Source organism: Streptomyces dengpaensis (assembly GCF_002946835.1).
Lineage (GTDB): Bacteria > Actinomycetota > Actinomycetes > Streptomycetales > Streptomycetaceae > Streptomyces > Streptomyces dengpaensis.
Genome location: NZ_CP026652.1, coordinates 3,450,487 through 3,465,815 on the forward strand (window position 1 = coordinate 3,450,487; position 15,329 = coordinate 3,465,815).

Consider the following 15,329-nt stretch of genomic DNA (forward strand, 5'->3'; position numbering starts at 1 on the left):
CCAGGCAGGGAGCCTGCTGTGACCCTCAACCGCCGCCTGATCTCACCCCGCCGCTGGACCCCGCCGCCGGCCCCGGCCGACCGGGGCCACACACCCGCCACCGGCCGCTTCGTCGTCGGCCGCCGCCTCGCGACCGGCGGTCACGGCCCCGAGGACGTGGTATTCGACCGGCGCGGCGGCCTGCTCACCGGGCTCGCCGACGGCAGCGTCGTCCGCATCGACCCGGCCACCGGCACCCGGACCGTCGTGGGCAACACCGGCGGACGCCCCCTGGGACTCGAACCCTCAGCCGACGGCAGCGTGCTGGTCTGCGATCACGACCGGGGGCTGCTGCGCATGTCCGCCGACGGGTCGGTCCGCGTCCTCGTCGACACCGTCGCGGGCAGGCCCCTCACTTTCGCCAGCAACGCGGTCGAAGCCCCGGACGGGACGATCTGGTTCACCGTGTCCAGCAGACGCTGGGACGTGGACCACTACCTCGGCGACATCATCGAGCACTCCTGCACCGGGATGCTTCTGCGGCGCGACGTCGACGGCACGGTCACCGTCCTCCTGGACGACCTCAAGTTCGCCAACGGCCTCGTGCTCGCCCCGGACGCCTCGCACCTGCTCGTCGCCGAGACCGCCGGGTACCGGGTGAGCCGCTACTGGCTCACCGGCCCCGAGGCCGGGACCCTCGAGCCGTTCGCCGAGAACCTCGCCGGCCTGCCCGACAACATGAGCCTCGGCAGCGACGGGCTCGTGTGGGTCTCGCTGGCGGCTCCCCGCAACGCCCTGCTGGACAAGTTGCTGCCCCTGCCCGGGCTCCCCCGGATCCTGCTGTGGAACCTTCCCGAGGCCGTGCGCCCCAAGCCGGAGCCACTCGCCTGGGTCATGGCCTACGACCTCGACGGCCGGCTCGTCCACGACCTGCGCGCCGACGACGGCTCGTACGGGTTCGTGACCAGCGTCGCCGAGTACGACGGCACGGTGGTGGCGGGCAGCCTCCATGCCGACGACGTCGTCGTCCTCGCGATCCCCTGAGGCTCCTCAGGCTCCCGAGGCAACCTGAGGTGTATTCATCGCCGTGTCCGCGCGTCGCGGCGCACGGCCTCGCTTCTGCCACCCGCAGCGCAATCCGAGCATCTCACCACAGATCACCCCGAATGGTCCGCGCGAGGCGAGCCACATGGTCAAGGTCACGAAAATGTATCGGGCATATCGCACATCAACCTTCACAGGGGCCACACGACTTGGCTAGCGTGCCGGGCAGGCCGCTCGACCCCCACCGGCGAACGTCGCCGGGCCGTGCGGCCTCCGCCGAATTCGGTGCGCCCTCGCGGCAGCCGGAACCGGGGACCCACCGACCTTGGGGTGAATCGGTCCAACTGCCCTGCCGGGCAAGGACCGTAGGGCAATCCTTCCGGAGCCACCCGCCCGAACCCGACAGCTAACTCGGTAGGCGGACGACGGAAGGAGATGCCTCCCTTGGCGTCGCATCGCACACCACGCCCCATAGGCACGCGCATAGCGGGCATACGGACCCCCGCCGCTCTCGCGACGGCGGCCCTCACCTCCGTCGCGCTGCTCTCGCAGACGGCGAACGCCACGCCCTCGGCCGAACCCAAGCCGAGCCTCGAAGAGGTCGAGAAGAAGGTCGACGACCTCTACCACCAGGCCGAGACGGCCACCGAGAAGTACAACGCGGCCAAGGAGAAGGCCTCCAAGCAGCGCGAGCGCGTCGACACCCTCCGTGAGGACGTCGCCCAGCGCACCGAGAAGCTCAACACCGCGCGCGAAGAGCTGGGTTCGTTCGCCGCGGCGCAGTACCGCACCGGGGCCGCCGCCCCCGGCACCGCGACCCTGCTGCTCGCCGACGACCCGCAGGACTACTTCGACCAGACCCAGCTGATGGGCCGTCTGACCACCCGCCAGAAGGCGGCCGTCGACGACTACATCACCGAGCAGACCGCCACCGCGAAGAAGCGCGAGGAGGCCGCCAAGAGCCTGCAGACGCTGACCACCACGCAGAACACGCTCAAGACGTCCAAGGCCGAAGTCCAGAGGAAGCTCTCCGAGGCCCGCGCGCTGCTCTCGCAGCTGACCGCCGAGGAGAAGGCGCGGCTCGCGGCGATCGAGAAGAAGAAGCAGGAAGAGGCCGAGCGCAAGGCGGCGGAGCTGGCCAAGCAGCAGGCCGCGGCGGAGGCCGCGGCCGCGGAGAGGGCGGCCGCTGAGGAGGCTGCCCAGCAGGAGTCGTCGTCCACGGCCGACTCGTCGTCGGGCTCGACCGACTCGTCGTCGGGCTCGACCGGCACGTCGTCGGGCTCGACCGGCACGTCGTCGGGCTCGGCCGACGCGGACTCCTCATACGCGACGCAGGCGGCCAAGGCTGTCGCGTTCTCCCGCGCGCAGATCGGCAAGCCGTACGTCTGGGGCGCGACCGGCCCGGACTCGTACGACTGCTCCGGCCTCACGCAGGCCGCCTGGAAGGCCGCCGATGTCACGCTCCCGCGCGTCACCTACGACCAGGTGAACGCCGGAACCACCGTCTCGCTCGCCAACGCCCAGCCCGGTGACCTGGTGTTCTTCTACGACGACGTCACCCACGTCGGCGTCTACATCGGCAACGGCATGATGATCCACGCGCCGAAGCCGGGGACGTACGTGCGCGAGGAGTCGATCTACTACGACGGCACGTCGGCGATCCACAGTGTGGTGCGTCCGGCGTAACGCGCCTCTGCGGGCAGCGCTCTGTGCGGGGCACGCGCGCGTGGATGCTTTTCGAGCTCCACGCGCGCGTGCCCCTCGTTTTCGTACCCCACACGCGCGTGCCCCGCGGGCAACTCGGCCGGAGATCCCTAGCATCAGGCGCATGCCAGCCATCTCCCAGCTACGCGCCTGGTGGGCGCAGCGGCCGCCCGCCTCCGGTGCCGCCGTCATGGCCACCGGCGTCATCTCGGTCGGGCTGCACCAGACGGGCTACGAGACCCTGTCCCGTATCGCGCTCGCCCTGGCCGCCGTCGCGTGGCTCGCGCTCGCCGCGGACTTCGCCGTACGGCTGGTGCGGGATCCGCAGCGGTGGCTGAGGGAGGCGGGCACGCCGCCCGGGCTCACCGCCGTCGCGGCGACCACCGTGCTCGGGACGCGCGTGTCCGCACTGGGGTGGCATGAGGTGGCCGAGGCCCTGATGGCACTGTCGGCCGTGCTCTGGCCGGTGCTGCTCGTCGTCCTCGCACGGCAGCACCGGGAGCGTCGTATGGCGGGAGGCGTGTTCCTCCTCTGTGTGGCCCCGCAGGGCCTCTCGGTGCTGGGCGCCACGCTCGCCATGGCCGTGGGCGCGGAGTGGCTCGCGCATGCCGCGCTGGTGCTGTTCTGGCTGGGGCTCGTGATGTACGGGGTGGCGCTCGCGCACTTCGATCTGCGGGAGGTGGTGCGAGGCGCCGGGGACCAGTGGATCGCGGGCGGCGCACTGGCCGTCTCGGCGCTGGCCGGGGCCAGGCTCATCGACGCGCACCACGTGAACCCGTACCTGTGGAACGACGACGACCAGGGCGTCCTGCGCACCGTGACCGTCGCACTGCTCGTGCTCTACCTCGTCTGCTACGTCGTCCTCCTCGTCGCGGAAGTAGTGTGGCCGCGCCCGCGCTACGACGTACGGCGCTGGGCCACCGTCTTCCCGATGGGGATCACGGCGGTGGCGACCCTGGCGGTCGCGACCGCCCTCGGCATCTCCTGGCTCAAGGGGCCGGGGCAGGTGCTGCTGTGGGTCGCGGTGGCGGCGTGGCTGGCCGCCGCGGCGGGGGCCGTCCGCTCGATCCAGGCGACCGGTACGACCGGCGCTTCCGGTACGACCGGCGCGACGGGTACGACCGGCACGGTCAGGCCCTGAGCACCACGATGAAGACGCTCGGTCAGGTCCAGAGCACCGCGACGAAGATGTTCGCGGTGGTCAGCAGACCGACGAGCCCGAAGAGGCCCTTGTCCACCTTCTCGTCGTCCCGCTTCACATAGACGAGCCCCAGGATCACGATCAGCAGGGCCAGCTTCACGCCGATCTTGATGTTGTTGACCGGGTCGTCGTCGGCCTGGTTGAGACCGACCAGTACGACACCGGTGACCAGCATGGTCAGCGCGCCGTGCAGCATCGCGGGGACGAAGCGGGCGGTGCCCTGCCCCATCGCCTTCATCTGGGTGAGGAAGCCGCCGAGCAGCGAGGCGATGCCGATGATGTGCAGGCCGACGAAGAGGTGGATGAGTACGTCCATGTGGCCGGAGCCTAATCGGACGCCCGAATCCCTTGACGCCCGGCTCCCGCTTGTCACCGGCCCACCCCTTGTAACCCATAGCACCGGGGCAAGCCCGGTTGTCCCGGATCCGCCGCATCGGTCATCGCGCTGCGTGAAGTCGGCGACACCAGGCGGGGATCACGGTCACATACGGTCACTGGGCGGTCCAGTGGCGCCAGTTCCGTACATGGCGTTACCAACCCCGTACTCCCAGGTTTAGCGTCCTCCACCAGGTGACCGGCTCCCCACCGCCGCCCGGGCCAGGGGCGGCCGTCGGCCACCACCGCCGAGAAGGTCCGGCGGCGGCCCGCTCCCCCTGTGTGGGCCGCCGCCGGACGCCGTCACCGCCAGACCGCGCTCCCTTCGTGGTCGTACGGAAGGATGTGGGCCCTCGTGACAGCGCACCGCAAGCCCAGACAGCGCTCACTCGGCGGAAACACGGCCCGCACAGCCGCCACGATCGCCCTCACGGGCGCGGCGACGGCGACCGGCCTCGACGGGACCGGGCACGCCGATCCGGGGCTGTCTCCGGCGCAGGTGAAGGCCAAGGTCGACAAGTTGTACGAGGAGGCGGAGGTCGCCACCGAGAAGTACAACGGCGCCAAGGAGAAGGCCGACAAGACGCGGGAGCGGCTGAACGCACTGCGGGACGAGGCGGCGCGCAAGGAGGACCGGCTCAACTCGGCGCGGGAGGCGCTGGGTTCGATAGCCGCGGCCCAGTACCGCAGCGGCGGCCTCGACCCCGCGCTGCAGCTCGCGCTCTCCGACGATCCCGACCGGTACCTGGACGGAGCCGCGTTCGCCGAACGGGCGGGCATCCGGCAGACGGCGGCCGTGTCCCGCGTACGCAAACAGCTGCGGGAGATCGAGCGGTTACGCGGCGCCGCGCGCATCGAACTGGCCTCGCTCACGTCACGCCAGGCCGAGCTGAAGCGGCACAAGAAGACGATCAGCGGCAAGCTCGACGCGGCACAGCGGCTGCTCACACAGCTCAGCGCCGGCCAGCGCGCGCAGCTCGGGGAGGCGGACGGCGCCGGTCTCGGACAGCGCGCCTCACGCTCCTCGGCGCGGGACCTGGGCCCGGTGTCGCCGGGCGCCGTCGCGGCCCCCAACTCCCGTGCGGCGACGGCCGTCTCCTACGCCTACGACAAGCTCGGCAGCCCCTACGTCTGGGGCGCCACCGGTCCCGACGCCTTCGACTGCTCGGGCCTCTCCCAGGCCGCGTACCGCTCCGCGGGCATCTCCCTGCCGCGTACGACCTACGCCCAGATCAACGCCGGACGCCGCGTCTCCCGCTCCGAACTCCTCCCCGGCGACCTGGTGTTCTTCTACTCGGGCATCAGCCATGTGGGCATCTATGTGGGCAACGGCCAGATGATCCACGCCCCGAACCGATCGGCGCCGGTACGGGTGGCACCGATCGACCAGATGCCGTTCGCGGGGGCTACTCGGGTGGCGTGAATTCGTACTCCCCCTGTGCCAGCGTCCCCCGTGCCAGCGTCCCCCGTGTCAGCGGACGTCGCGCAGCGCCGATCGCTGGTCAGCCCTGTTCAGCAGCCTGCCCCAGCCACAGTCGTCGGCCCAGGTCGTCGAGTTCCTCTTTCCGCGCCTCGCACTCGGGGATGGCACGTTTGAGGAGAGTCCAGTAGTCCGGCCCGTGTCCGGAAACTCTGATGTGTGCCAGCTCGTGAGCGATCACGTAGTCGACAAGGTGGGCAGGCAGCTGGAAGACAGCCCAGTGGAGTGCCATCTGCCCGGCTTCCCCCTCTCCCGGCCGGTAGGTTCCCCATCGATTCCCGACATCCCGAACCGTCACGGCGGGTTCGGTGACTTCCATCCGGGCGGCCCATGGCTGAAGGCGACCGTTCGACCACCGCAGGCCGGCATTCCTGTACCAGGCGATCAGCTCTCGCCGCGCCCGGCGCGGCTCCGCGGCGACTGCCTTGTCCATCCTCAGCCGCCCCGCCACGAGCCGCACCGGAGTCCCGCCCACATCCACAAGGAGCAGCCGGTACTCACGCCCCAGATAACGAAAGCTCTCGCCGTCTCTGAACTCGCGTACCGGATGAGCTGGACGGTGCCGGTCACGCAGCCGGAGCTTGGACTCGATCCAAGCCCGGCTCTGCCGTACGAAGGTCTCGGCCCTCGCCGCCTCACAGCTCACAGGCGCGCGCAAGGTAAGCGTGCCGTCCCGCTCGACCGTGAGACCTAGCCGCTTGCGCCGGGCACTCACCGCCACCAGGAGTTCTCTGCCGTCCACCATGAGCGCCTGACCGTCGACGAGCGGAGGACGGTCAGTGTTGTCGGACGGCAGGACAGAGGCTGGCACGCCCCCTATTGTCCCCGCCCCTGCGCGCGGAACGCGGCGGCATGCTGCTGTACGTATCCTGCGATCGCGTTGGACAGGTCACGCAAAGGCTGTCGTTCGCGGTCCCGGGGCTTCAGTCCCGCCTCGCGCAGCCCATGCCAGATGGCGATCCGGAGATCGCCCAGGCTGGACTCGTTGGCGGACCAGGACGCCCGGTTCACATGCCGGGAGATGAGCGCGGTGAGATCGACGGTCAGCCGACGAAGAAACTCCTGGTCGGGCTGATCGAAGGCAGGCTGCTCGGACAACTGCTCCGAGAGCTTGGTGTACAGACGCTGCTCGACAGGACTCAGATCGGCCACGGCCGGATCGGTTTGCTCCGCCTTCTGCGCCCTTTCAATGAGCGGCCCGATGCGCTTCTTGATCTCGTCCCAGCGGCCCTCGCACTCGTCGAGGATCTCCTGGAGCTCCTGCGAGAGGGTCCGGTAGACCGGGCGGTCCTCCTGCTCCAGCCGCTCCTCCAAGTGGTAGCGGAGAGCTTGTACCTGCTCCGCCGCCGACTCCCGGACATCCGGGATGCCGCCCACGAACTCTCCGAAGTCCGGCGCGAGGATGGACACCGGCGCGATCACCTGCGTCAGCTCGGGCAGTTCGAGGTGATCGGCGATCATCGCTCGCACCTTCCGGCCGTACGCGCGCACGGCGAACTGGCCGCCGGTGTCGTCCCGGTAGTGCCGACGCACCCGCCTCTGCAGCACGGCCCACTGTCGTGCGTTGGGGATCTGCTTCAGCGCCGCCTCGTGCGGAAGTACACGTTCCAGCGCACCCAGGAACACACCCAGCTTCGTGTCGAAGTCGGCCCGAGCAGCCTGGTCGCCCAGCGCCCACAGAGCGCTGGTGACGCCCTCGGCCGTGTCCAGACCCCCGATCCTGAGCCCGTCCAGGAACCCCTGCACCTCGGAAGCCGCCGCCTCGAGATCCGGCACCTCGCTGGACAGACGGCGCACAGCGCTCAGCGCGGGCCCGTCGCCCTTGTACGCGGGCAGGGTCACGGCGAGGTTGTTCAGCACACCGTAGTAGTCCACGACCCGGCCCTCCTCCTTCCCGTTGCGCGGCCGGTTGACGCGAGCGATGGCCTGCAGCAGCTCGGCGTCCTGGATGGGCCGGTCCAGGTAGAGGGCCTGCTCAATGGGCGCGTCGAACCCGGTCAGGAGCATCGACTTCACGATGAGGAAGGCGATCGGCCGGTGCTCCTCGGAAGCCACCGGACGGGGGTGGACCGCATGGCCCGAGGAGCCTCCAGGGACGGGATCACTCCACGGGTTCATGCTGATGGTCATGCCGCCGGGCACAGGATCCTGCTCCAGCGGATGGTCCACCATCCAGGGGTTGTCCTTCGGCAGCTCCGGGAACGGCTCCAGGAACCGGTCGACGTGCTCCTGCTGCCGCTGCGGGTCCGTCCACTCCTGCCACAGACCGCTCTTCTGCTCGTTCCCGGCGGAGATCACCGGTACGAACTCGATGCGGCGCAGCAGTTCCTGATAGTGCCACGCTCGCAGCAGCACCAGCTCGTCCCAGGTGTAGTCCTTGAGGTCCTTGTCACGCAGCATCGCTGGATCGAAGGCCCGTACCTTGGCGAGGAGTTCGGCGCGTGCGTCGTTCAGCATGTGCCGGTAGAGCACGGCTGCGCGACGGCTGACGGCCGCCACCTGGGCCTTGAAACCTCCGGTCAGCGGCCCGGTGACGTAGTGCTCCAGCATGTCGACGGCCTTGCGCCGGATGATGGGGAGGGACTCGGCGACATCGCGGCTGGTTGGCTTCAGCCCTTTTCGGACCTTGGTCTTGTCCTCATCGCTCAACGTGGCGATGAGGTCTTCGAACTTGTAGTTGATCCCCCGCTCGTCCTTCACGTTCGCGGGCCCGGCCCGCCCTTCGTAGCGGACGGGCACGACCACCTTGTCCCGCTCCGCCTCGTCCATGAGGTAGGCGTCGAGGAATTTGTCGTCCGGCTCAAGACCGAAGATCCGCCCGGTGTCGGTCAGCTTGCCCTTCATGATCGGCGTGCCCGTGAAGCCGATACGCGCGGCGTTCGGCACCGCGTCCCGCAGGCATGCGTGCAGCACGGAACTGTGTGAGCGGTGTGCCTCGTCGACGAGTACCAGCACGTACGGCGAAGTGCTGCACTCGCTGAACCGCCGCCTGACCTCGTCGATGACGCCCTCGTCCGGCGTCGGGTCCGCGGCCTCCGCGGCGGACTCGCCCTCGGCGATGCGCTCCTGCGCCACCACGAACTCGACGTTCGGATCCCGGTCGTCGTTCGCCGTCTCGCCGACGAGTCCGGGAATGCGCCCCAGGTATTTCTGGATCATCGCGAAGATCACCGCGCGCCCACCGGGCTTGCCGGCCCGGCTGAGCATCCCCTCCACGTCCGCCTGCGACTTCGCGATCCGCACGGGGCGACCGCTGACGCGCACCGCGGCCGATAGTTGCCGTTCGAGCTGCTTGCGGTCGGTCACGACGAGGAGGGTGAACCGGTTCAGTTCCGGGTCCCGGCTGCTCTGCAGCCGCCGCGCGAGGAAAGCCATGGTGAGACTCTTGCCGGAGCCCTGTGTGTGCCAGATGACACCGCCGCGTTCGTCGTCCTCCGCCGCCGGGTCGAGTCGGGTGCGCCCGGTCCGCAACTTGGCCACGATCTTCTCGACGGCCCGGTACTGCTGATGCCGGCACACCGCCTTCACGGTCAGCGGCGGCTCGCCCTCCTTGGTCTTCACCGGCATCTCGAAGACGTAGTGCCGCATGACGTTCAGCAGGTTGCGCGGCTTGAGGACGATGGCGGCGAGCTTGTGCTGGTCGGTCAGCTTCCGCCCGTCCGCGAGCAGCCGTTTTCCGTTGTCCTGCCGGGTAGCCTGAAGCGCGCGCGTCAGCGCCGCGTCGTCCTCGTAGTCAGGAGTGACACTGCGCCAGGCCGCAAAGTGCTCCTCGGTCGACGTGATGGTGCCCAGGGCCGCGTTGTCCCCACTGGCGGCGACGAGCAGTTGTACGGACGCGAACAGTTCCGGCACGCCGCTCGGCCGATCGTGCGGCGCCCGGACGTCGTCGTCCAGCGGCTCCCCGCAGTAGGCCCGCAGATCACGGATCGCCTTCCCGACCGGGTCCTTGACGTCGGGACTCTTGCACTCGATGACAACTACGGGGATTCCGTTCACGAACAGAACGAGGTCGAGGACCACGCCCTTGCCATCGGCGGCACGCACCCTGAGCTGGTCGACGACGAGGAACTCGTTCCGCTGCAGAATCTCGGCGTCGTCAAGCCCCTCCAACTCCCAGTCCACGTACTGCACATGAACGGTCTTGCCCTGATGGCGGACCTCGTGTCCGGTCGCGGGCGTGCCGCTGAGCAGCAGACTCGTCACATCGCTGTTGACGTCCTTCAGCTTCTTCGTGGCGACGTTCCGGGCCGCTCTGCGCAGCGCGTCGACAGCACTGTCGACGTCCGCCGACCCCATCCATGCCTCACCGGTACCCGTGACGCGGTTGAGCCGCTGGATCGCCGAGCCAAGGCGTCGGGTGAGCAGGACATCGCCGTACGCACGGTTGTCATCGGGGCCGGAAAGCTCCGGCCCGTGGATGTGCCGCCACCCCATCGCCTTCAACTGCTCGACGAACGGGCGCTCCACCTCATCCAGTTCGACCGTGCCCCGTGCCATGCGTACGCGCCTCTCCCCGTGTGCTGCCTGGCCCCGGCCAACCGTTCTGGCCGTTGTTCTATTCTGCGGCAGGCGGGGTAAAAGTGGGGCGGGGACCGGCAGTTCAAGCCATCGGCAGGTCCGAAGGGACAGGTCTAACAGGTCCAGCCGCGCGCCGCGACGACCGCGCACGTCATGCTGTCAAGGGAAGCACCGGCACGCCGAAACCGCGGTACTCCCCGGGCTCTGTGGTGGCAACCTCCCAGCCGGTCGCCATGCTCACGGCGGCCACCTGGACGACTGCCCAGCCCTGTGCGGGGAAGGCAGCGGCTGCGATACGCCCCATGGTGTCGGCGACGATCCGGTCGACCGACGCCACCTCCACGGCGGGAAGCCGGGCAAGGTGCGCCGACACACCGGGGCGGTTCCTCGTGGCCTCGGCCAGACTGAGAGCCGGAACGACCAACGTGTACAGCGGATCCTCGTGCGCCGCCACGACGAACCCGGACAGCACGCGATGCCCTCGTCCCAGGGCAAGGAGACCGTGATGGTCCAGGATGACGCCGTCGCTCACGCCGCCGCACCTTTGCGGCGGGCTTCGGTACGGGCCTTGCTCGCGGCCAGCATGCCGCGCGCCTCGACGAGCTCCTCGTCCGTCAGCGCCTGCCCGCCCAGCAAGGTCTCCTCGACGTACTCCCTTGCCTGTTCGGCGCGCCGTGCGCGCTCTACACGGCTCCGCAGGGTCTCGTTGATCACGGCGGAGATCGATGTCGCCTGGCCTGCGTCGACGAGCCGTTGCAGCTCTTCGAGCACGTCGGGGTCGAGAGTGACGGAGATGGGCTTCTTGGCGGCCATGATGCGAGGGTATCGCATGGTCATGCGGGAGACTCCTACTGCACGTGATGCATCGCCCCGCGGATCTGTGCGGCGCGGGCGTGCACATCCGTCCGCGGCAGCACGGGCGGGGGTTCGGCCGTACCGCCGCCCCGGCACCCACGGCAGAGTCCGCCGGGAAGGGCCTCCGGGCGGCCGGGGACGCGGCACTCGGTGCACTCCATCAGCATGCGGGGCGCCCGGCTTGTCGGTGCGGGCAGCTCGGGCGGCATCCTGTCGCGCAACCGCCGCTGCAGGAGGGCGCGGGGTATGGAGCTGCTGCCGCTGAAGGGCACTCAAGTGTGTTCTGGTGAGCAGGAGCGAGGGCCGGTGGTTGGTGTCGTATCGCACGTTGCAGCCTTTGCATCGCCTCTTCAGGACGGGAACAGATGTCCTCGTGTCGAATGCGTGACCTTCGCTGGCCGGGTTCGTTGGATGTGGTGACGGGGATCTGACTTTCGGGTGGAGCCGGGCGGGGGTGAACGGGGTGGGCGCGCTGCGGGAAATGGCGGAGCCGTTCGTCGCGTCCGGCCCGACCGGTGTGGCGGTCCATACCCGGCTCAAGCACCTGACGTCCGGGGACGAGGAGGTGCTGCGCCTGGTCGGTGCGCATCTGGGCGCGCTCGCCTCGAAGGACCTCAAGTCGCGCTGCCGGGAAGGCCTGGAGCACACTGCCGACGCCTGGGCGGTACGCAAGCGGGAGCTGACGGCGGTCTCGTCGTCGCGCTGGGCCGGAGCGATCACGAAGGCGTCGCACGACCAGTGGGCGCTGGCCCGGCGTGGCCAGCTGGCGCACATCCAGAACCTGGAAGCGGGCATCCGCACCATCGCGCGGCGGTTGTCCCTGCCCGTCGGGCAGAAGGGCTCCAAGGAGGCACCCGGGGGTTACCGGTCCCGGCAGGAGTGGCACGCCAAGGCCCGTCGCCTGCATGTGCTGGAGGACCGGCTGGCCGCCGAGCGGGCCGACCGTGAGGCCGGAGTCGTGCATGTCGTGCGCGGCGGCAAGCGGCTGGCCCGTACCCGGCACCACCTGGACGCCGCCCAGCTCACCAAGACCCAGTGGCGCCGACGGTGGGAGGCCGAACGCTGGTTCTGCCAGGCCGATGGAGAGTCCGGGAAGCGGTACGGCAACGAGACCATCCGCGTCAGCCCCGACGGCGAAGTGAGCATCAAGCTGCCCGCACCGCTCAGGCATCTGGCGAACGCCCCGCACGGCCGGTACGTACCCGCCAGCCGCGTCACATTCCCCCACCGGGGACAGGAGTGGGCAGACCGCATCGCCACCAACCGGGCCGTCGCCTACCGCATCCACCACGACACAGACCGGGACCGCTGGTACCTGACCGCCTCCTGGCAGATCCCGCCCACCCCAACCATCCCGCTGGATGCCGCGCTCGGCCAGGGCGTGATCGGTGTGGACACCAACGCCGACCACCTCGCCGCCTGGCGCCTGGATGTCCACGGCAACCCGACCGGCACCCCGCGCCGCTTCTTCTACGACCTGTCCGGAACCGCGCAGCATCGCGACGCCCAGGTACGGCACGCCCTCACCCGGCTGCTGCACTGGGCCACAGCCTGTGGCGTGAAGGCGATCGCCGTCGAGGACCTGGACTTCGGCGCGGAGAAGACCCGCGAGAAACACGGACGCAAGAAGCGGTTCCGCCGGCTCATCTCCGGCATGCCCACCGGCCGGCTCCGCGCCCGGCTGACCTCGATGGCCGACCAGACGGGCATCGCGGTCATCGCCGTGGACCCGGCCTACACCAGCCGCTGGGGCGCCCAGCACTGGCAAAAACCCCTCTGCAGCACAACCAGGAAGACCACTCGCCACGACGCGGCCGCCGTGGCGATCGGACGGCGCGCCCAGGGATATCCGATCCGGCGACGGACGGCACCGCCCCCGCACGACCAGAGTGATCGTGCGGGGCATCGGACCGTCCAGGCCAGACGGGGCAACCCCGGGCGTGAGGAAACCCGCCCCCGCATCCCCGGACCACGGACACGATCCGTGCGCGCCGGATGCGGAGCGAACGCGGGCGACCAGTGTGCCCAACACCGTTCGGGGCACACGGCTGAGCACCGGTCCTGGAAACAGGAACCCACTCCCGCTCAGTCTTTAGGAACGGTCGTTTGTTGCTGCGAACGCTAGACGTTCGCCACGGCGCGTCGCAAGCCGATCACAAAAAGTTATGTGCGCAGGTGTGCGCGGGGGTTGGGAGGGAGGGTGGGTTCAACCAACCACCCAATCCTCACAAACAGAGCTCGGCTCTCTGGACACGAAGCCCGGGGCTCAGTGCGCTGCGGTAAACAGAACCCCTGCTCGATGCGCAGGGCTTTCTTCCCGTTCGGGGCGTGATCGCGAAAGGGTAGGGGCAGGCGGCGGACGGTTGTTGTCGACTCCAGAGGGTGCAATGCCGAGTGGGGTCGGCTGCGTCCTGGACCGGGGGGCGAAGGGCGCACTCGCACCTCGCCTGCACGCAGGGTCGGCTGGGCGGCTACGGTCCGTGGGTGGCGCGCGGCAGGTAAGTGGCGGCACGCCGATTGGACTCAGCGTCCTGCGGCCGACGGGGCGCAGCGGCGCGGCGGGCTGCACAGGCCCACAATCCACCTGTCACACCAGTCCCACCCATCACGCCTCAAGAGGGTGACCGAGGCCAATTGCTCATTCTGTCTCACGCCACGGCAGGAAACCCCAGGTGAGTCACGTAGTTGGTGAGACGAATTTCCCAATTGCCATCCGCCAGGAGGTAGAAGAGCCCGCTCGGATACCGGCGCAGCCGGAGCCCGGCGCGATCGCCCCGAACTGGTGGACGTGGCAGTCGCACTCCGGGGGGAGCGGAGGGACTCGCCGACGGCGTCGGTGCTGAACTGGCGTGGCGACGGGCGAGATCGGCCGACTTCAACCGCGTTGCCGCCGAGGGGCCCGTTCCTTCATGCTCATCCCGCAGATAGCACCCGTGTCCAAACGATCACCCACTGCGGACTCCTCGAACACCCCTCGGTTGGCCACAACGGACTCAAGCGCCGACGTGTCAGACGCTGCGGGCGTGGGCAACGAAGGCGGCCCAGGCGGAGGCGGCCACGGCAAGTCGGGGACTCCGAGCGCCGAGCTTCGAGTCTCGGACGTGGGTGGTGTGGGGGCAGGTGGTGCCCTCTACGCAGGGGTCGTCGAAGTCGCCGCTACGGCTGGACTTGCGCCAGGTGTGGGCGACTTCGAGGCAGGCTCCGCCCTGGGAGTCGCTGTGGCTGGACTTGAACCATGCCAGCGATTCGCTCATAGCTCCTCTGCCACCTTCCTGATGAACTCTGCCGACTCCTCAACTCCGAGAGCCTGCATACGGATCATGCCATGCACCTGCGTCAGGTCACTGACCTTGTCGGCGTCGGCATGCAGCACGCTGGTCTCCGGGCCTTCAACATAGGCGAAGTGCTCGTGCTCCGTGGTCTCCAACAGAACGAACGATCCATTGAGCGCAAGGCCCCCGCACTTCCCGAACGGCAGCACTTGGAGTGACACGTTACGGGTCTCCCCGACCTTGGAGAGATGGAGCAGTTGCTGCCGCATCACCCCCTGTCCACCCACCTCAGTGCGCAGAGAGGCCTCATAGACGACGAAGCCGTACACCGTCTTGGCTCGGCGCTTCAACGCCTCCTGCCGCGACAGCCGCGCGCGCACCCGTTCTTCCACCGTCTCGTCATCCAGCGGCGGACAGCTCTCGCCGATCAGCGCTCGCGCGTAACCCTCGGTCTGCAACAGGCCAGGAATCAACCCAAGTGCGTAGTCGTGCACAGCGATTGCCTCAGCCTCGATCACCATGTACTCCTGAGACCGCGCCGGAAAGGGCTCCGGCTTCAGGAAGTCATGCGCGGCCAACAGCTTCCCCCGAGCCCCACACATTTGATCCGCAGCCTGCAACAACCTCAGCGTCGGCCGTCTCCGGCCGTTCTCCATCGACTTGACGTACTCGTAGTCGTAGTTGGTCTCTATGGTCAGGTCCTGGCGGCTGACCCCGGCCTCCTCCCGCCACAGTTTGATCTGGCCACCGCAGTACCGCCAGTTCTGCTGAGCATGCTGAGACTCCCCAGAAGCCACCATGCCTGCCCTCCTGCAAACACACCGTGTACAAGCACGCCTGTACCCGCGCCGCTACTCCCGAGGGTAAACGGCATCCACCAGCCTGATCACGGCAAATGACG

12 protein-coding genes and 1 riboswitch are annotated in these 15,329 nt (G+C 69.1%); of the genes, 5 read left to right on the forward strand and 7 right to left on the reverse strand.

Translation table 11 applies throughout. The annotated features are described in order from the left end of the window. Positions 1-18 precede the first annotated feature (18 nt). The 3 genes from C4B68_RS15645 (at position 19) to C4B68_RS15655 (ending at position 3,868) form a co-directional block, all read left to right on the forward strand. Entirely contained in the window at positions 19-1,023 is a 1,005-nt protein-coding gene (locus tag C4B68_RS15645; RefSeq protein ID WP_240634365.1) for an SMP-30/gluconolactonase/LRE family protein, read from the forward strand. Between the two features lie 264 nt (positions 1,024-1,287). Continuing rightward, positions 1,288-1,460: riboswitch (cyclic di-AMP (ydaO/yuaA leader) on the forward strand. 7 nt (positions 1,461-1,467) lie between these two features. Then, positions 1,468-2,709 (forward strand): C40 family peptidase, encoded by a 1,242-nt coding sequence (locus tag C4B68_RS15650; protein ID WP_099500705.1) that lies wholly within the window; start codon positions 1,468-1,470, stop codon positions 2,707-2,709. 142 nt (positions 2,710-2,851) lie between these two features. Next, on the forward strand, positions 2,852-3,868 hold the full coding sequence (locus tag C4B68_RS15655; RefSeq protein ID WP_099500704.1) for a tellurite resistance/C4-dicarboxylate transporter family protein: 1,017 nt from the start codon (positions 2,852-2,854) through the stop codon (positions 3,866-3,868). Positions 3,869-3,890: 22 nt separating this feature from the next. Here C4B68_RS15655 and C4B68_RS15660 read toward each other — a convergent pair whose 3' ends face one another. Continuing rightward, a complete protein-coding gene (locus C4B68_RS15660; RefSeq protein WP_099500703.1) occupies positions 3,891-4,244 on the reverse strand; it encodes a hypothetical protein in 354 nt (117 codons plus the stop codon). Between the two features lie 414 nt (positions 4,245-4,658). Here C4B68_RS15660 and C4B68_RS15665 point away from each other — a divergent pair, with 414 nt between their 5' ends. After that, positions 4,659-5,726: a C40 family peptidase gene (locus tag C4B68_RS15665; protein WP_099500785.1), complete on the forward strand. Its 1,068-nt coding sequence runs from the start codon at positions 4,659-4,661 to the stop codon at positions 5,724-5,726. Positions 5,727-5,805: 79 nt separating this feature from the next. Here C4B68_RS15665 and C4B68_RS15670 read toward each other — a convergent pair whose 3' ends face one another. From C4B68_RS15670 to C4B68_RS15685, 4 genes are all read right to left on the reverse strand, one after another. Beyond that, entirely contained in the window at positions 5,806-6,594 is a 789-nt protein-coding gene (locus C4B68_RS15670; protein WP_240634366.1) for a M48 family metallopeptidase, read from the reverse strand. A gap of 5 nt (positions 6,595-6,599) precedes the next feature. Beyond that, a complete protein-coding gene (locus tag C4B68_RS15675; RefSeq protein ID WP_099500701.1) occupies positions 6,600-10,280 on the reverse strand; it encodes a type I restriction endonuclease subunit R in 3,681 nt (1,226 codons plus the stop codon). Between the two features lie 172 nt (positions 10,281-10,452). Next, entirely contained in the window at positions 10,453-10,833 is a 381-nt protein-coding gene (locus C4B68_RS15680) for a PIN domain-containing protein (RefSeq protein ID WP_099500700.1), read from the reverse strand. Beyond that, on the reverse strand, positions 10,830-11,114 hold the full coding sequence (locus tag C4B68_RS15685) for a ribbon-helix-helix protein, CopG family (protein ID WP_240634367.1): 285 nt from the start codon (positions 11,112-11,114) through the stop codon (positions 10,830-10,832). The genes C4B68_RS15680 and C4B68_RS15685 overlap by 4 nt, the downstream gene beginning before the upstream one ends. 523 nt (positions 11,115-11,637) lie before the next feature. On the opposite strand from C4B68_RS15685, the gene C4B68_RS15695 reads away from it, so the two are divergent. Next, positions 11,638-13,281: a transposase gene (locus C4B68_RS15695; protein WP_240634368.1), complete on the forward strand. Its 1,644-nt coding sequence runs from the start codon at positions 11,638-11,640 to the stop codon at positions 13,279-13,281. An 883-nt stretch (positions 13,282-14,164) separates the two neighbouring features. Here C4B68_RS15695 and C4B68_RS15700 read toward each other — a convergent pair. Both C4B68_RS15700 and C4B68_RS15705 read right to left on the reverse strand, forming a co-directional pair. Beyond that, entirely contained in the window at positions 14,165-14,410 is a 246-nt protein-coding gene (locus tag C4B68_RS15700) for a DUF397 domain-containing protein (protein ID WP_099500697.1), read from the reverse strand. Continuing rightward, positions 14,407-15,228 carry a helix-turn-helix domain-containing protein gene (locus C4B68_RS15705; protein ID WP_099500696.1) on the reverse strand — a complete coding sequence of 274 codons (822 nt, stop codon included), beginning with the start codon at positions 15,226-15,228 and terminating at the stop codon, positions 14,407-14,409. The genes C4B68_RS15700 and C4B68_RS15705 overlap by 4 nt, the downstream gene beginning before the upstream one ends. Positions 15,229-15,329 lie beyond the last annotated feature (101 nt).